Source organism: Xanthomonas prunicola (assembly GCF_025266575.1).
GTDB lineage: Bacteria > Pseudomonadota > Gammaproteobacteria > Xanthomonadales > Xanthomonadaceae > Xanthomonas > Xanthomonas prunicola.
This window is the reverse complement of the sequence record NZ_CP096142.1, coordinates 4233750-4249795: the sequence shown is the minus strand read 5'-3', so window position 1 is coordinate 4249795 and position 16046 is coordinate 4233750. Positions and strand designations below refer to the sequence as shown.

The window sequence follows — 16046 nt, the reverse complement described above, 5'->3', positions numbered from 1 at the left end:
CACGTCGTCCGCATGGCGCGGGCGGCGTGGAGACAACCGCATGTTGCTGCCCATTCCCGATGTTCTCAGCCCCGCGCAGCTCAGCGAGTTGCGCGCACGTCTGGATGCAGCCGACTGGGCGGATGGGCGCATTACCGCCGGCCACCAATCGGCACAGGCCAAGGACAATGCGCAGCTGCCCGAAGACAGCGCCATCGCGCGCGAGGCCGGCGCCCTGGTGTTGGAGGCGCTCTCGCGTAACAGCACGTTCTTCTCGGCGGTACTGCCGCGCAGGATTTACCCGCCGCTGTTCAATCGCTACAGCGGCGGGCAGTCGTTCGGCTATCACGTGGACAACGCGGTGCGGTACGACCGCAGTCGTGGCGGCGCGGACCCGGTGCGTACCGATGTCTCGGCGACGCTGTTTCTCAGCGACCCGGACAGCTACGACGGTGGCGAGCTGGTGATCGAAGACACCTACGGCACACAGTCGGTCAAGCTGCCGGCCGGGCATCTGGTGATCTACCCGGGCACCAGCCTGCACCGGGTCATGCCGGTGACCCGCGGCGCGCGCGTGGCGTGTTTTTTCTGGGCGCAAAGCATGCTGCGCGACGCTGCGCAGCGCCGCCTGTTGTTCGAACTGGATGTCTCGATCCGCCGCCTCACCCAGGACACGCCCGGCCATCCCTCATTGATCCAGCTCACCGGCGTGTATCACAACCTGTTGCGGCAATGGGCCGATGTCTGAGACGGCGCTGGACTTTGCGCAGCTGACCGCGTTGCTGCGCACGCAGCCGGAACAGGCACGCGCGCTTTTGCACAAAGCCGCTGCGCGGCAGGACGTGGGCGCACAGCTCCTGCTCGCGCAGATGTATGCGGAAGGACGCGGCATTCCCGCCGATCCGGCCATGGCAATGCTGTGGTACGAAGTGGCCGCCAATGCCGGACATCCGGAAGCGATGAATCGACTAGGCCGCTGCCACGAACTGGGCTTTGGCACCGATACCAACGAAGTGCTGGCCGCGTTGTGGTATCGCCGCGCTGCCGAACATGGGCTGGATTGGGGCATGTACAACCTGGCGCACCTATACGCCTCCGGGCGCGGCATGGCGCAGGACCACGTGCAGGCCTTGGCGCTGTATCGCCGCGCGGCCGAACGCGGACATGCCAAGTCGATGAATTTCCTGGCACGCTATCTCGACCAGGGCCTGGCCTGCGATGCCGATCCGTTAGCCGCACGCCCGTGGTATCAGCGTTCTGCCGAAGCGGGCGATTTCCGCGGCCAGGCCGGCTACGCCACGTTGCTCGCCGACAGCGGCGAGCTTGATGACGCCGAACAGTGGATGCGCCGCGCCATCGCAGGTGGTCACGCCGGCTTTCTGCACCAGCTCACGCCGCTGCTGGCAGGCACGCGCCATCCACGCCTGCATGCATTGCTGCACGAAGTGGCTGCACGGCAGTTGCAACTGCCGCCCTGCATCCCTGCAGACGTGGCCTGAGCGCAGCATGTCGACGTCAACCGACACCACGCTCGCCACCGTGCAGCAACGCCGCGGCTTCTGGCTGCGCCTGCTGCATCAATGGCACTGGATCAGCTCGGCGCTGTGCCTGATCGGCATGCTGCTGTTTACGGTCACCGGGCTGACGTTGAATCATGCCGCGCGCATCGAGGCCAGCCCATCGACCGAACAACGCACGCTGACGCTGCCGCCAACGCTGCTGCAGACGCTAGGCAAGCGGCAGGACGGTAACGCACCACTGCCGCCGCGCGTGGCGCAATGGGTGGGGCGCGAGCTCGATATCAGCATCGGCACGCGCAACGGCGAATGGTCGGCCGACGAGGTATATGTCGCGCTGCCACGCCCTGGCGGCGATGCATGGCTGAGTCTGGATCGCACAACGGGTGCGGTCGAATACGAGCGCACATCGCGTGGGTGGATCGCCTATCTCAACGATCTGCATAAAGGCCGCAACGCCGGGCCGGCCTGGGGCTGGTTCATCGACATGTTCGCCATCGCCTGCCTGGTGTTCTGCATCACCGGCCTGTTTCTGCTGCATCTGCATGCGCGTCAGCGCAGCATGACCTGGCCGCTGGTCGGCCTGGGCCTGCTGATTCCGCTGCTGATTGCCTTGCTGCTGATCCACTGACCTTCTACCGGAGACGATCATGCGCGCCACCCTGACCATCGCTCTGAGCGGCCTGCTCGCCATGCCGGCATATGCGGCCACGCTCGACATCAACGTGGAGATTCCCAAGCTCAACGTCGCCGAGTATCACCGCCCGTATGTGGCGATCTGGCTGGAAGGCGCGGACCAGAAAGTCGCCGCCAATCTGGCCGTCTGGTACCAATCCAAGGACACCGCCGAAGGCCATGGCACCAAGTGGCTGCCGGATCTGCACCAGTGGTGGCGCAAAAGCGGCCGCACCCTGACCGTGCCGGTCGATGGCGTGACCGGCCCCACCCGTCCGGCCGGCGCGCACGCGCTGTCGTTCTCCGACACCAAAGGCGCATTGAAGTCGCTGCCTGCAGGCCAATACACGCTGGTGGTGGAAGCTGCACGCGAAGTCGGCGGCCGTGAACTGGTCAAGGTGCCTTTCACCTGGCCGGCGACGTCCGCGCAGACAGCAAAGGCCAGCGGCAGCAGCGAGCTCGGTGCCGTCAGTCTGGTTGCAAAGCCCTGACTGCCGCATTGCCATTCGTAGCGATCTCTCCACTAACGTCGCTTCTACTTTTGTCACGCACGCCTTGCGCGTTGCGCCACCGCCTGCAGTTCAAACCACAAGTTTTCCACGCAGCCACGCAGCGTTGCAGTCTCGCGCCGATCAGACACGTGACCCATCGTTGTCATCGTCTTCCAAGGAGTTGTCATGAAACGTTCGCTCGTCCTGGTCGCCCTGCTTGCCGCACTGCCGCTCAACGCACTTGCCCACAAGGCCTGGTTGCTGCCGTCGCAGACCGTCCTTGCCGGCGAAGCGCCGTGGATTACGGTCGATGCCGCCGTCTCCAACGACCTGTTCTACTTCAACCACGTGCCGCTGCGCTTGGAGAACCTGAGCATCACTGCACCCGATGGCAGCGCGCTCAAGCCGGAGAATCCAGCCACCGGCAAATACCGCAGCGTGTTCGACCTGCAGCTCACCCAGCCGGGCACCTACAAGCTCGCCATCGTCAACGCCGGCCTGTTCGCCAGCTGGAAAGAAGACGGCAAACCCAAGCGCTGGCGCGGCAACGAAACCAGCTTCGCCACCGAAGTGCCGAAAAACGCCAAGCAACTGCAGGTGTCCCAATCGCTCAACCGGGTGGAAACCTTCGTCACCCGCGGCGCACCCACGACAACCGTGTTCAAGCCCAGCGGCAAGGGCATCGAGTTGATTCCGGTCACGCACCCCAATGATCTGGTCGCGGGCGAAGCGGCACAGTTCACTCTGCAGCTGGACGGTACACCGACCGCCGGGCTGGAGATCGAAATCGTGCGCGGTGGCACCCGTTATCGGGATGCGCAGAACGAGATCAAACTGAAAACCGATGCAACGGGCGGCTTCAGCGTGACCTGGCCGCAGGCCGGGATGTACTGGCTGGAAGTTACCAGCGAAGACACCAAGACCTCGTTACCGCAGGCCAAGCAACGACGCCTGGGCTATGTCGCCACGCTGGAAGTGCTGCCGCAATAAGAGCTGCGAAAAAACTGCTGCGCCCATCGCCAGACGGGTGCCGACAGTGCTCGGTGCGGCAGGAACCACTCGTACGCGGCGGTTCCTGTGCGCCATGCACACCCGCCCGGCGGCCGCCCGCTACTTTTAAGCCACGTTAAGCTGCCAGACGCGGCAGCAAACGCACGTTTGCTGCATCCTGCCGCTTTCCGCACCCACCTGATCACCCCATGCCCTCAGCGCCTTCCGCCGACCACGATATCGCCACCCTGGGCGGCCGCAGCATGGGGACCACCTGGAGCGTGAAACTGGTGGTGCCGCGCGGACGCGACCTGCATCCGCTGCATGCATGCATCCAGGACGCCCTGGATCGCGTGGTGGCGCAAATGAGCACCTGGGAAGCGGCGTCCGACATCAGCCGCTACAACCGCGCGCCGGCCGGTAGTTGGCACACCTTGCCGGACGACTTCCATGCGGTGCTGAGTGCCGCACTGGAAATCGCACAAGCCAGCAACGGCGCCTTCGATCCCACCATCGGCCCGATGGTCGAGTTGTGGGGCTTTGGCGCCTCTGGCGGCCGACAACGCGTTCCCTCGCGCGAGCAGATCGCGCTGACCAACTTGCGGTGCGGCTGGCAGCGCCTGGATCTGGACGGCATGCGCGTGCTGCAGCCTGGCGCAGTGGCGCTGGATCTTTCCGGAATTGCCAAGGGATTCGGTGTGGATAGCGTGCACCGTGCGCTGGTGCACGCCGACATCGCCAGCGCATTGATCGAAGTCGGCGGCGAATTGTTCGGATACGGCCGCAAGCCCGATGGCAGCGCATGGCGTGTGCTGGTCGAATCCGCACCCGACGAAGATGCCGGTGCAGCATTGCCGGCACGCGTTCTCGCGCTGGATGGCCTGGCAGTGGCCACTTCGGGCGATCGCTGGCACCGCTTCGACGCCGATGGCATCCGCTATGCGCACACGTTCGATCCGCGCACAGGTGCACCGGTGCCGCACGCGCCTGCCGCCGTCACCGTGCTTGCGCGCGAGGCGATGCACGCCGATGCCTGGGCCACGGCAATGACCGTGCTCGGCGTCGATGCCGGACTCGACTATGCACGCACTGCGCAACTTGCGGTGCGCTTCCTCTCGCGCAGCAACGGCGCGCTCCACGAATCGATGAGCCCGGCGTTCGAACAGCACCTGGCCGCGTCATGCGACTAGCGGTACCACGCGCCTGGCTCGGCAACGGGCTGGTCTTGCTTGCATTGGCTGCGCTGCTCGCATGGTTCGGCAGCCTGCATCAAGGCGCATGGTGGAGCCCGCCGACACTGCATCGCTGGCACTTGGCTGCACTCGCCATTGCGGTGTACGCCGCACTGTGCCTGATCGTCGCGTGGTGCTCGCGCACGCGCGTCACCGCGCAACGCGGCGACGCCAGCGGCATATTGATTGCCTGGGCAAGCCAGACCGGATTCGCGCGCGAACTGGCCGAGCGCAGCGCCGCTGCACTGCAATCGGCAGGCGTGGGCGCATGCGCACTACCGCTGGACGCAGTAGATGCCAGCCAACTCGCGCGCGCGCCGCGGCTGCTGTGCATCGTCAGCACCACAGGCGAGGGCGATGCACCGGACCACATGCAGGCAGCCGAGCGCGGCTGGCTTGCGGGCGACAGCCAGGACCTGGCCGCGGTGCGCTACGCCGTGCTTGCGCTTGGCGACCAGCGTTACGCGCAATTCTGTGCGTTCGGCCGCCGCCTCGACAATCGTCTGCGGGCGCGCGGCGCAACAGCGTTATTCCGGCGCATCGAGGTCGACAACGCCGACCCACGTGCGCTGCAACAGTGGCAGCGAAAACTGACGGAACTGGCACCCGCACTGGCAAAGCAGCAGGATTGGAGCGTACCGACCTATGCGGCCTGGCAGCTACGCGAGCGTGTCCACGTCAATCCCGGCAGTGCCGGCGCGCCGATCTATCGGCTGCGACTGACGCCTTGCGATGGCAAATTACCACCGTGGAAAGCAGGCGACATTGCCGAGATCGCGCCACAACATCCACCCGCTGCGGTGGACGCCTGGTTGCAGCACCATCAGCACGACGGCGCGCAGCGTATCGACAGGCGCACGTTGCGCGAATGGCTCAGCGGCGCGCAGCTTCCTTTGGATTTGGCTGTAGATCTGGATGCGGCTGTAGCCGCAAGCAACGCAAATGAAGATGCACATGCGACTGCGATTACCGCTACGGATATCACTTCAAATATCGACACCGCATCACCACTGGACACAGCAACGCTGGTGCGAAACCTGGTTGCCCTACCTCATCGCGACTACTCGATCGCCTCCATTCCCGACGAAGGTCAGGTCGAATTGCTGGTACGCCAACACCGCCATAGCGAGGGCAAGCTGGGCTTGGCCAGTGGCTGGCTGTGCGTGCACGCACCGATCGGCGCACCGATCGCGTTGCGCCTGCGCAGCAACCCAGGCTTTCACCCACCGGCAGCGGATCAACCCATGCTGCTGATCGGCAACGGCACCGGCATGGCCGGACTGCGCGCGCATCTGCGCGCACGCATCACCGTCGGCGCGCGGCGTAACTGGCTGGTGTTCGGCGAACGTAACGCTGCGTACGATGCGCTGTACGCAGACGAACTACAGCACTGGCAACAGACCGGCTGGCTCGAACGTCTGGACCGCGTGTATTCGCGCGATCAGGATCAACCTGCACGCTATGTGCAACACGCACTGAGCGCAGCCGCCGATGACGTGCGCTTGTGGGTCGAACAAGGTGCCTGCCTCTACATCTGCGGCAGCCTGCGCAGCATGGCGCCGGAGGTAGACCACGCGCTAGACAATATCCTGGGTGCGTCCGGCAGACAGCAACTGCTACACGACGGCCGCTACCGACGCGATGTGTACTGATCCGCAGCACACCGCCGCCAGACCTTTCACACCAATAGTCGGCCAAACGCGCGTCGACGCTCCTAAAACAGCACGGTCTACACACCGCGGGCAGACGTACACCCACGATGTCCGGACGTCACACAAGCGGTACGGGCTTGCCGCCGCTGCGGATCTGCCACAGGCAAGACTTAGTTAGCGGTGTTCGCCAGGTTCAATATTCCGGCAGCGGACTCACCCGAATCGCCAACAATTCGCCACCGCCGTCGAGCACGTAGCGGGTGCGCGTCGCTGCGCTCAGCCACGCGGTATCGCCAGCCGCTAACGGCGGCAAACCACTGTCGCGCCCGAAGCTCGCCTGGCCGGCAAGCAAGTGGATCGCCCAGGCGCTACCCGGGTCTGCAAAAAACAACATGGTGCCGACCAACGGACGATGCAGAAGTTCGGCCTGCAGCAAGTCGCGCCGCCACATCAGATTGAAATCCTGGGTCGGCCCATCGCGCAGCACCGCATGCACCGCCTCCTCGCCGGCGAATCGCACGCGTCGATATGGCGGCAATAAATCCACGCAATGCCCGCTGTCGGCAGGGTTTGCAACAAGACGCTCAGCACTACGCAATGCTCCACTGACGCCAGCATGCTCGACAGCACTCTCCGCGCCAAGAGCATTTGAATCGCCACCCTTCCCGGCACCTGCAGCGGTTTCGGTTTCGGTTTCGTCGGCGCTGACATGAGCGCTAGAACTCGCACTGGGATCGGGATCGACATGAGAATCGCGATTGCCGAATCTCAGACGCATGCCATTGCCCCGCAGCAGCACCAGCTCACGATCGATGCCTGGGAAGGCGGAGAACGCAGCATCCTGCTCGATCTCGGCAATCGACAGCCGCAACGCCCATTGCTCTGCATCACCCAGACGCAGGATTTCGCGCGTCCAACCCAATTGGTTACGCCACCGCTCGCGGCGGTACTCGGTGGCCGGAATTACCCGGCTGCTCAGGTCTGTCAGTTGCATCGGCGCATTGTGCCTGAGGTCCCACGGCCGGCGATCACGCTCTTTGTTGCTGGGCGACCGGCCTGCATCAGCAAAGTCATCGCGTAGCGAGACAGATCTTAGACGGCAAAAACGCGTAACCCATAAACGACAGCGACGTCGCCGGGCGGAAGCGGCGAGTACCCAGTACGGCATGATCCATTCGAATATTGAGGCTCTGTGGCGATATCCACGTCCGCCTGGCACTGTTTGTCAGGTGTAGCAGACCGTCCAAACACATGGTCGCTGCGCGACCTCAAGGCTGCTCAATACCCAAACGAAAAACGCCCGGCTGCACATCCAAGTGCAACACCGGGCGATTCCACGTCCTTGTCGGCTTCCAGCCATCCCCCCGGACGTCCTGTCCAGTTAGGTTGCGGCCACGCATCCTCGCGTCGAACCGTATCTCGGATCCTTTCCCCTTAACGCCGTCCCACCGGTTTCACCGCCGCCCCCTTGGCAGCATTCTTGGCGGGAGCCATCGTGGCTCCAACTTCGATCAGGTCACGATTCCGTTCGACCGTCTTGAGTCCGATGCCCTTGACCAGTGCCAGTTCCTCGGCACTTTTAAAGGGACCGTTTGCCTGACGGTGCTCAACGATTGCCTCGGCTTTTGATCGCCCGACATTCATCAGCACCTTGTCCAATTCCTCAGCAGACGCGGTGTTGATATCGACCTTGTCGAGTGCATACGCATTCGAGGACAACAGCAACGCCAGCAGCAGGGACTTCAGGACTACGGTAAATGACTTCATTGCAACGCTCCTTGTGGCTTGGGTGATGGTCCTAGCCAGCATTCCTGCCGGCGGAGCCAGTGTCCCGCGCCACATGCAGCAATCCTATCGCCAGCGAACTTTTCACACAGCAGGTGAACTGCGCGCTGCCTTGTAGGGAAATACCTACCCCCTAGTGCAGGCGTAGAATGATTGATTACGTCACGCATTCGGAGCCTTCATGGACAGCGCCAAGATCGACCAGTTCATCAGCGACACCTGGGACCGCGAGATCGTCCCGCAACTGGTCGATTACATCCGTATTCCCAACAAGTCGCCGATGTTCGATGCCGATTGGGTGGCCCATGGCTACATGGAGCAGGCGGTCGTGTTGATGGAGACCTGGGCGCGCGCGCAGGCCATCGACGGCATGCAGGTTGAGGTGGTGCGCCTGGACGGCCGCACGCCGCTGATCTTCATCGAGATTCCGGCGACCGGCCCCGCGTCGGGCGACGACACCGTGCTGCTCTACGGTCACCTGGACAAACAGCCGGAGATGACGGGCTGGGATGCCGACCTCGGCCCTTGGGAGCCGGTGTTGCGCGACGACAAGTTGTACGGGCGTGGTGGTGCGGACGACGGCTACGCCATCTTCGGGTCGCTGGCAGCCATTCTCGCGCTGCGCACCCAGGGCCTGCCGCATGCGCGCTGCGTGGTGCTGATCGAGGCCTGCGAAGAATCCGGCAGCTACGACCTGCCGGCCTATGTGGACCATCTGGCCGAGCGCATCGGCAAGCCGTCGCTGGTGGTGTGCCTGGACTCGGGCTGCGGCAATTACGAGCAGCTGTGGTGCACGACTTCGCTGCGCGGGCTGACCGGTGGCAACCTGATGGTCAAGGTGCTGGAAGAAGGCGTGCACTCGGGCGATGCTTCCGGCGTGGTGCCGTCCAGCTTCCGCCTGCTGCGCCAGCTCCTGTCGCGTATTGAAGACGAAACCACCGGACGCATCCTACTCGACGGCCTGCATGTGGAGGTGCCCGCCGAACGGCTGACGCAGGCAAAGGCCGCTGCAGCCACGCTAGATACCGCGATCTTCGACAAGTTCCCGATGGTCGATGGCCTGGTGCCGATGCATGAGGACCTCACCGAGCTGGTGTTGAACCGCACCTGGCGCCCGGCGCTGTCGATCACCGGTGCCGACGGGATGCCGCCACTGGCGTCGGCAGGCAACGTGCTCCGCCCGCAGACCGCGGTAAAACTGTCATTGCGGTTACCGCCGACGGCTGACGGCAAGGCCTGCGGCGAGTTGCTCAAGCACGCATTGCTACGCAACCCGCCCAACGGGGCACAGGTCACGCTGGAGCTGGAAAAGGCCTCCTCCGGCTGGAATGCGCCGGCAATGGCACCGTGGCTGGAAAAGGCCATCGACGACGCCAGCCAGGCCTTTTTCGACAAGCCGGCGATGTACATGGGCGAAGGCGGCTCGATCCCGTTCATGGGCATGTTGGGCGAGAAGTTCCCCGGCGCGCAGTTCATGATTACCGGTGTGCTTGGCCCACATTCCAACGCGCATGGCCCCAACGAGTTCCTGCACATCCCGATGGGCAAGCGCGTGACCGCCTGCGTGTCGAAGGTGATCGCCGATCATCACGCGGCCTGCCTGCGTGGCGAAACCAGCGGCTCGCCGGTGGCTGCCGATAGCGGCACCCGTCATGGCGGGCATGGCTGCTGTTGAGTTGACGGTTTCATCGATGCGTGCCGCTGGCGCGCATCGATGAACGAGATGTTGGCCTGCGTGGTGAGTGCGGGGGCGTAGATGGTGTGGCTGGCTGGTTTGAATCGCTGGTTTTGGCGCCAAGCTCGCTGGCGCGACCAGGCGGCCCAGCTTCACGCATTGCCTGGCAGCGCGCCCTTCCCCCAACCCCTCTCCCGATGGGGGATGAGCCAGGAATTGCTTGTCCGAAAGAGCGCTTGGTGGTGATTGGTCTGGCTCAGCACTGGTGTTTTTGCATGCACCTCACCGGCAACGGTTTCCCGAAGAGGTTTCTTTGATTGAAAGACGACCTACCTGCAGGGAAGCCGATCTCCCCAGCAAATAACTTGCCCGAAGCCAGGAGCGCGCGGCAGCCGGAGCCGATGACCACGTTTTTCTGAAGGCAATGCATCGGCGTCGTCACTCCGGCTCTCGCTGCGCTAGGCAGCGACATCCGAAATGCTAGTCTGCCGATCCCGTCCACCTCCGGTGCTGCAATGAATCATCTATTTGGTAGCGACAGCTGGCTCTACATTCTGCTGGTCGGCTTTGTGGTCGGGCTGCTGGCGCGTTTCATTACGCCGGGTACGCAACGCCTGGGCTGTCTGCTGACGATCGTGCTGGGCATTGCCGGTGCCGTGGTCGCCAGCTGGTTTGGCCGCTACATGGGGTGGTACCGCGCGGGCGAGCCGGCCGGCTTCCTCGGTGCGTTGCTCGGAGCGATTGCGATCCTGGCGTTGTTGCGGTTATTCAGCGGCAGCAAGCGCTGAGCGCTTCACTGCGCGTCTGCTCTGTTTACCCCTCACTTCATTACGCCCACTCGATCCATGACGTCACTTCATCCGGATACTGCGCGCGACGCGCTTCGCTTGCACTGGGCACACCAAGCGCTCGACGATCCACAGGCCTCGCTGCAGCGCGCATCGGTCGATGCGGGGTATCGCAGTTACTGGCGCACGCAAGGACGCGGTGTGGATCGCATCTTGATGGACGCGCCGCCACAGCTGGAAAACGTTGCGCCGTGGCTACGCATGCATGCGCTGTTAAGCGCACATGGCGTGCGCGTGCCGCATGTGCTTGCCCAGGACCTGGAAAACGGTTTTTTGCTCCTGGAGGACCTGGGCGTGCCAACGCTGGCACAGGTCCTCACTGACGCCAACGCCGACGACTTGCTGGATGGCGCGATCAGCCAACTGCTGTTGCTGCAACAAATTCCACCACCTGCCGAGAGCGGCGTGTTTGGCGAAGCGCTATTGCAGCGCGATGCCGGTTTGTTCGAAGAATGGTTTTTAGGCCGCCACCTGGGCGTACAGCTGGCGTGCGCCCATGCCGAGCAGTTGCAGTTGGTGCAGCGCCGTTTGATGGACAACGCGCTGGCGCAGCCGCGCGTGTTCACCCATCGCGATTTCATGCCGCGCAATCTGATGCCGGTGCCCGACGGCCCGGCGGTGCTGGATTTTCAGGATTGCGTCATCGGCCCGATCGCCTACGACCCGATCAGCCTGTTCAAGGACACCTCGGTGAGTTGGCCGATCGCTCGGGTAGACGGATGGCTGCAGCACTATCACGCACGTGCATCGGCGGCCGGATTGCCGGTGCCGCCGCTGGCGCAGTTCCTGCGCGATGCAGACTGGATGGGCGTGCAGCGCCATCTTAAAAACCTGGGCATCTTCTCGCGCCTGAGTCATCGCGATGGCAAGCATTGGTATCTGGATAACGTGCCGCGTTTCATCACGTATCTGGACGAGGTACTGCCCCGCTACGCCGAGCTGGCGCCGTTGATCGGTTTGCTGGATGAGGTGATCAAGCCCGCGCTTGCTGCGCGTGCGCAGCAGGCGGCGACATGAAGGCGCTGATCTTTGCCGCAGGATTCGGCGAGCGCATGCGCCCGCTGACCGAGCACGCGCCCAAGCCGCTACTGTCGGTCGGTGGCACGCCGTTGATCGTGTGGCATCTGCGCAAGTTGGCGGCGCTGGGCGTGGAGGAGGTGGTGATCAACACCTCGTGGCTGGCAGAGCAGTTCCCGCAGGTATTGGGCGACGGTAGAGCGTTCGGTCTTCGCCTGACTTATTCGTATGAAGGTGCGATGCCACTGGAAACCGGCGGCGGCATGTTGCATGCGCTGCCTCTGCTGGACGATGCGCCATTTCTGTTGGTCAACGGCGATATCTGGACCGATTTCGATTTCGCCCGTCTGTCGCATGCCCCCGAAGGGCTGGCGCAACTGGTGTTGGTGGATCAGCCCAGCTACGCAGCGCGCGCAGACTTTGCGCTGGATACGGATGGCAAGGTGCGCGCAGATCTGCCAGCGACGCTCACCTACTCCGGCATCGGCATGTATCGACCGGCGCTGCTGCGCGATTGGCAATCGGTCATTGGTCAGTTGCCAGAACAGACCGGCACGGCGCCGCGGTTTGCGCTGGCGCCGATCCTGCGCGCGCAGATGGCGGCAGGCTTGATCGATGGCATCCACCATCCTGGACGCTGGACCGATGTCGGCACGCCGCAGCGGCTGGCGGAACTGGATGCTCAGTTGCTGCGCAACGGCGGTTGATCGCCACCTCACTGCTGCAACGCTCGCAATCAAGCGCATCACCAAAGAAATCTTCGGGCGCCGGCTCGATGGTTACAACGTGTTTGCCGCATGCGCCTGGTCGACGGGTGACATGCTGTCGGAACTGGCAATGACGTCAGCTGGATCGAAAACAGCTGATCAGACCGCACCTTATCGGCCGGCCGCGCCACGTGCACGGCGCGTAACCACGTCCACCGACAAACTCAACTAGCCCTTGCAGCGAACGTGCATCGTCAAGTGCGCGGTGCCCTCACCTCGCCAGACAGTCGTCTGGTTGTCGTATTGAAGAACGAGTCCACCGCCTCGCTCGTTTGCTGCTGCTTGTTTGAAAACTCTGCGCGCTCACCATCTCAGCTGGTCATTGCCCGCCCACCGTCGCGGGAGCTTACAGACACGTCCTTGCAGCGCGTCCTGGAATGGTGTCGGACAAAGTCCCTGCAACCGAGCCGCAGATCAACAGCGCGACGACCCGCGATCCTCAAGCACACGCCGCAGAAACGGCACCGTGATGCGGCGTTTTGCGGCCAATGATTCGCGATCCAGGCGATCCAACACAGCCACCAGCCCTGCCAGTTCGCGTTCGCTATGGGTCAGCAGCCAGTCGATTGCTGCCTCGTCCAATGCCAGTCCGCGACGCTGCGCGCGGTCGCGCAGCACTGCTGCGCGTGCGGCATCGTCGAGTACCGGCAAGCCGATCCGGATACATTGCGACAGCCGCGAGCGCAGGTCCGGCAACACCAACGCCAACCCGTCGGGCATTTGACGCGCGGTGTACAACAGCGTGATGCCGGCCGCGCGTGCGCGGTTGTGGAAATCGAACAAGGCCACTTCGTCATCGCGCCGGCCGGCGATGCTTTCCACGCCATCCAACGCGACCAAGCCGCGGCCCTCCAGCGCTTCGAGTGCATCGCGCAAGCGGCCGGCGGCCGCCTGCAGCGGCAGATACGCCGGCGTACACCCGGCCTGCTCGGCAGCGGCGCACAGCGACAGCGCCAGATGGGTCTTACCAGTCCCGGCGGGGCCGGAAAGATACAGCCAATCGCTTACCTGCCCGGCGGCCAGCGCCTGCAATTGCGCAAGCAGGCCATCGGGCGCGGCGATGTAACTGTCGAAACGCTGATCGGGTGGCGCGCGCAACGCCAGCGGCAACTGCGGAACACTCACAACCGATCCGCGTCCTTGCCAGGGTCGACAATCACGCTGCGCTCGGTCGTGGACTGCAGCACGATGCCGGCGCGCTCGCCCGCATAGAGATCGCTGCGCGTGTACTGCTCATGCGCGTAGCGCAGCAGCACGTTGGCTACCGCTGCCACCGGCAACGCCAGCAACATGCCGAGAAAGCCGAACAACTGGCCGCCTGCCATCACCGCAAAGATCACCGCAACTGGGTGCAAACCGATCTTGTCGCCAACGATGCGCGGGGTGAGCACGTAGCTTTCCAGCAACTGGCCGACGGTGAACACCACGCCCACGCCGATCAACAGTTTCAGATCCAGCCCCTGCGCCTGCACGATCGCCGCCAGCAGTGCCAGCACGATGCCGGTGGTCGCGCCCAGGTACGGGATAAAGCTGATGAGGCCGGCGATGATGCCGATCAACAAGCCCAGGTTGAGCCCGATGATCGAAAGGCCAGTGGCGTAGATCGCGCCCAGCGCCAGCATCACCAGGAACTGGCCGCGGATGAAGCCGCCGAGCACGTCATTGGATTCCAGCGCCAGCCGGCTCACCGTAGCGATGTAGGCACGTGGGATGACCGCCGCCACGCGCTCGACCAGACGGTCCCAGTCGCGCAGGAAATAGAACGCCAAAATCGGCAGCAGCGCCAGGTTGATCACCCAGGTCACCATCGCAAAGCCCGAGCGCGACACGTAACCGAAGAGGGTCTTGGCGGCGCCACCGGCCTGTTCCCAGTGGCTGCGGATCCAGTCGATCAAGCGCTCCGGATCCAGCCAGCCCATCAACTGCATGCCGGTCTTGGCTTCCAGCCACGGGATGGCGGTACTGATCGCCCAGGCGCGCATCTGCGGCAAGGCGTCGATCAGGGTCATGATCTGCCGTTCGATCATCGGCACCAGAATCATCAGCGCCAGCACGAACAACAGCAACGCCAGCACGAACACCAGCGACACCGCCATGTTGCGCGAGCGGCCTGCGCGTTCGATGCGGTCCACCAGCGGGTCGCCCAGCCAGGCCAGCAGCAGCGCGAGCACGAACGGCGTCAGGATCGGCGCCAGCAGCGAGACCACCCACAACACACCGACAATCACCGCCGCCCATTTGAGGCGGCGCAGGAACTGGGCAATTTCGGCTTCGGGAGTCAAAGTCATTTCAGGCGGTACTCGGCGTGCTCGTTTTCAAGAATGATCGGGCCTTCGGTCGGTACCGAGACCGAGACCAGCGGGCTGTTGTCGCCGAGCATACGGTTGAGGCCGGAAATGCCCGTGAGCAGTTCCAGATCCAGTTCCATGCGGTCGCCATTGGCGCTGACCGGGCGGATGCTGCGTACTACCGACACGCCCTGCAGGGCGGCCGACACGCGCAAGTAATCGTCGGCGCTGCTGATACCGGTGATCACCACGCGGTAGACACCGGGCACACCCGAATCCACCCGTTTGGCGTAGCGCTTGACCAGCGCGTCGGCAGCGCCGTCGGCACCAGCGGCCATCGCGCGGCGTGCATCGCCGTCGCTGCTGGTCCAGCTGGACAGGACATTGCCGTTGTCCACGAACACCCAGTCGGCCGTCCAGCCGGCGGCGTTGCGGTAGAGCTTGCCGATCAACTGCATCGGCGGGCTGTATTTGGCCGAAGCGCGCGACACCGCGGCGGTGTCCTTGCGCCAGATCGCGCCAGCCAAGGCCTGCTCGGCAGCTGCGCCGCTCGGCAGACCGAGCCGGTAGCCGCGTTCGATGGCACGGTCGAGCACGCTACGCGCTGCGTTGGCCTGGGCTACACCGACCAAACGCGGGCCGCTGCCGTCATCGATGGCCAGCCAGAGCACCGGCTTGGGCCGCGGCAGCGGCCACACCGGCAAGCCGAGGGCAGCGATCAAGCCATCCACATCGGACTGGCGAAAACGCGCGACCAGGGTGGTGCGAAAGGTGGGCGCGCCCGTCCGCGAGGTCCCCTGATCCTGGCGGTAGTCGTAGTGTTCGACGTAGTTGGGCGCATTGCGCAGCGCCTGCGGCACGCCGGGGCGGCCCATCACGCCGCGGTCGCCGGAGACCTTGCCCAGCACCGCGCCCAGCGCGCGCGCCAGTGCGCCGGGGCGATCGGATTCGCTCTGGCTGTTGACCGGCACTTCGGCGTCATAGGCACTTTGCGCCTTGGCAACGTCGCCTTCGGTGCGCAGATCTGCCTGCGCAAAGGCCGGAGCGACGGGCATGGCGACCACGAGGGCGAGAAAGAAAGCGAGACTGCGGCGCATCGACGGTTCCATGACTTAAGCGTATCCGGGTGA

Annotated in this window: 17 protein-coding genes; 12 read left to right on the top strand and 5 right to left on the bottom strand. The window is 64.2% G+C overall.

Annotated elements, in window-relative coordinates:
• Positions 1-40 precede the first annotated feature (40 nt).
• From M0D43_RS18140 to M0D43_RS18110, 7 genes are all read left to right on the top strand, one after another.
• Positions 41-727, top strand: coding sequence for a Fe2+-dependent dioxygenase (locus M0D43_RS18140; protein ID WP_252162474.1), 687 nt, complete (start codon positions 41-43; stop codon positions 725-727).
• Positions 720-1478, top strand: coding sequence for a tetratricopeptide repeat protein (locus M0D43_RS18135; protein WP_252162473.1), 759 nt, complete (start codon positions 720-722; stop codon positions 1476-1478). The genes M0D43_RS18140 and M0D43_RS18135 overlap by 8 nt, the downstream gene beginning before the upstream one ends.
• 7 nt (positions 1479-1485) lie before the next feature.
• The gene (locus M0D43_RS18130; protein WP_252162472.1) at positions 1486-2127 is read left to right on the top strand and encodes a PepSY-associated TM helix domain-containing protein; all 642 of its coding nucleotides are present in this window, start codon (positions 1486-1488) and stop codon (positions 2125-2127) included.
• Between the two features lie 19 nt (positions 2128-2146).
• Positions 2147-2662, top strand: a complete 516-nt coding sequence (locus tag M0D43_RS18125) for a DUF2271 domain-containing protein (RefSeq protein WP_252162471.1) — start codon at positions 2147-2149, stop codon at positions 2660-2662.
• Between the two features lie 186 nt (positions 2663-2848).
• The gene (locus M0D43_RS18120) at positions 2849-3652 is read left to right on the top strand and encodes a DUF4198 domain-containing protein (RefSeq protein WP_252162470.1); all 804 of its coding nucleotides are present in this window, start codon (positions 2849-2851) and stop codon (positions 3650-3652) included.
• 209 nt (positions 3653-3861) lie between these two features.
• The gene (locus M0D43_RS18115; protein WP_252162469.1) at positions 3862-4842 is read left to right on the top strand and encodes an FAD:protein FMN transferase; all 981 of its coding nucleotides are present in this window, start codon (positions 3862-3864) and stop codon (positions 4840-4842) included.
• Positions 4833-6536, top strand: a complete 1704-nt coding sequence (locus tag M0D43_RS18110) for a sulfite reductase subunit alpha (RefSeq protein WP_252162468.1) — start codon at positions 4833-4835, stop codon at positions 6534-6536. Before M0D43_RS18115 ends, M0D43_RS18110 begins: the two co-directional genes overlap by 10 nt.
• 193 nt (positions 6537-6729) lie before the next feature.
• Here M0D43_RS18110 and M0D43_RS18105 read toward each other — a convergent pair whose 3' ends face one another.
• Positions 6730-7530 (bottom strand): HutD/Ves family protein, encoded by an 801-nt coding sequence (locus M0D43_RS18105; protein WP_252162467.1) that lies wholly within the window; start codon positions 7528-7530, stop codon positions 6730-6732.
• Between the two features lie 440 nt (positions 7531-7970).
• The gene (locus M0D43_RS18100; protein ID WP_313905083.1) at positions 7971-8345 is read right to left on the bottom strand and encodes a ComEA family DNA-binding protein; all 375 of its coding nucleotides are present in this window, start codon (positions 8343-8345) and stop codon (positions 7971-7973) included.
• Positions 8346-8502: 157 nt separating this feature from the next.
• Here M0D43_RS18100 and M0D43_RS18095 point away from each other — a divergent pair, with 157 nt between their 5' ends.
• From M0D43_RS18095 to M0D43_RS18075, 5 genes are all read left to right on the top strand, one after another.
• Complete coding sequence (locus tag M0D43_RS18095; RefSeq protein WP_252162465.1) at positions 8503-9996, top strand: M20 family metallopeptidase; 1494 nt, start codon at positions 8503-8505, stop codon at positions 9994-9996.
• Between the two features lie 515 nt (positions 9997-10511).
• Positions 10512-10784: a GlsB/YeaQ/YmgE family stress response membrane protein gene (locus M0D43_RS18090; RefSeq protein ID WP_005913344.1), complete on the top strand. Its 273-nt coding sequence runs from the start codon at positions 10512-10514 to the stop codon at positions 10782-10784.
• Positions 10785-10841: 57 nt separating this feature from the next.
• Positions 10842-11861 carry an aminoglycoside phosphotransferase family protein gene (locus tag M0D43_RS18085; protein WP_252162464.1) on the top strand — a complete coding sequence of 340 codons (1020 nt, stop codon included), beginning with the start codon at positions 10842-10844 and terminating at the stop codon, positions 11859-11861.
• A complete protein-coding gene (murU, locus tag M0D43_RS18080; protein WP_252162463.1) occupies positions 11858-12568 on the top strand; it encodes an N-acetylmuramate alpha-1-phosphate uridylyltransferase MurU in 711 nt (236 codons plus the stop codon). Before M0D43_RS18085 ends, murU begins: the two co-directional genes overlap by 4 nt.
• Positions 12507-12800: a hypothetical protein gene (locus tag M0D43_RS18075; RefSeq protein ID WP_260808317.1), complete on the top strand. Its 294-nt coding sequence runs from the start codon at positions 12507-12509 to the stop codon at positions 12798-12800. Before murU ends, M0D43_RS18075 begins: the two co-directional genes overlap by 62 nt.
• A 242-nt stretch (positions 12801-13042) precedes the next feature.
• Here the strand turns inward: M0D43_RS18075 and hda are convergent, their stop codons facing one another.
• The 3 genes from hda to M0D43_RS18060 are packed head-to-tail and all read right to left on the bottom strand — an operon-like array spanning position 13043 to position 16025.
• On the bottom strand, positions 13043-13753 hold the full coding sequence (gene hda / locus M0D43_RS18070; RefSeq protein ID WP_252162461.1) for a DnaA regulatory inactivator Hda: 711 nt from the start codon (positions 13751-13753) through the stop codon (positions 13043-13045).
• Entirely contained in the window at positions 13750-14916 is a 1167-nt protein-coding gene (locus M0D43_RS18065) for an AI-2E family transporter (RefSeq protein WP_101361647.1), read from the bottom strand. The genes hda and M0D43_RS18065 overlap by 4 nt, the downstream gene beginning before the upstream one ends.
• Entirely contained in the window at positions 14913-16025 is a 1113-nt protein-coding gene (locus M0D43_RS18060) for a DUF2066 domain-containing protein (RefSeq protein WP_101361648.1), read from the bottom strand. Before M0D43_RS18060 ends, M0D43_RS18065 begins: the two co-directional genes overlap by 4 nt.
• Positions 16026-16046 lie beyond the last annotated feature (21 nt).

What these genes read in the sequence shown, in the direction of transcription:
- M0D43_RS18075 (WP_260808317.1), top strand. Translation starts at nt 12,507, where the DNA reads ATGTCGGCACGCCGCAGCGGCTGGCGGAACTGGATGCTCAGTTGCTGC.
- M0D43_RS18110 (WP_252162468.1), top strand. Translation starts at nt 4,833, where the DNA reads ATGCGACTAGCGGTACCACGCGCCTGGCTCGGCAACGGGCTGGTCTTG.
- M0D43_RS18060 (WP_101361648.1), bottom strand. Translation starts at nt 16,025, where the DNA reads ATGGAACCGTCGATGCGCCGCAGTCTCGCTTTCTTTCTCGCCCTCGTG.
- M0D43_RS18115 (WP_252162469.1), top strand. Translation starts at nt 3,862, where the DNA reads ATGCCCTCAGCGCCTTCCGCCGACCACGATATCGCCACCCTGGGCGGC.
- M0D43_RS18135 (WP_252162473.1), top strand. Translation starts at nt 720, where the DNA reads ATGTCTGAGACGGCGCTGGACTTTGCGCAGCTGACCGCGTTGCTGCGC.
- M0D43_RS18125 (WP_252162471.1), top strand. Translation starts at nt 2,147, where the DNA reads ATGCGCGCCACCCTGACCATCGCTCTGAGCGGCCTGCTCGCCATGCCG.
- M0D43_RS18085 (WP_252162464.1), top strand. Translation starts at nt 10,842, where the DNA reads ATGACGTCACTTCATCCGGATACTGCGCGCGACGCGCTTCGCTTGCAC.
- murU (WP_252162463.1), top strand. Translation starts at nt 11,858, where the DNA reads ATGAAGGCGCTGATCTTTGCCGCAGGATTCGGCGAGCGCATGCGCCCG.
- M0D43_RS18090 (WP_005913344.1), top strand. Translation starts at nt 10,512, where the DNA reads ATGAATCATCTATTTGGTAGCGACAGCTGGCTCTACATTCTGCTGGTC.
- M0D43_RS18065 (WP_101361647.1), bottom strand. Translation starts at nt 14,916, where the DNA reads ATGACTTTGACTCCCGAAGCCGAAATTGCCCAGTTCCTGCGCCGCCTC.
- M0D43_RS18100 (WP_313905083.1), bottom strand. Translation starts at nt 8,345, where the DNA reads ATGCTGGCTAGGACCATCACCCAAGCCACAAGGAGCGTTGCAATGAAG.
- M0D43_RS18120 (WP_252162470.1), top strand. Translation starts at nt 2,849, where the DNA reads ATGAAACGTTCGCTCGTCCTGGTCGCCCTGCTTGCCGCACTGCCGCTC.
- M0D43_RS18105 (WP_252162467.1), bottom strand. Translation starts at nt 7,530, where the DNA reads ATGCAACTGACAGACCTGAGCAGCCGGGTAATTCCGGCCACCGAGTAC.
- M0D43_RS18130 (WP_252162472.1), top strand. Translation starts at nt 1,486, where the DNA reads ATGTCGACGTCAACCGACACCACGCTCGCCACCGTGCAGCAACGCCGC.
- M0D43_RS18095 (WP_252162465.1), top strand. Translation starts at nt 8,503, where the DNA reads ATGGACAGCGCCAAGATCGACCAGTTCATCAGCGACACCTGGGACCGC.
- M0D43_RS18140 (WP_252162474.1), top strand. Translation starts at nt 41, where the DNA reads ATGTTGCTGCCCATTCCCGATGTTCTCAGCCCCGCGCAGCTCAGCGAG.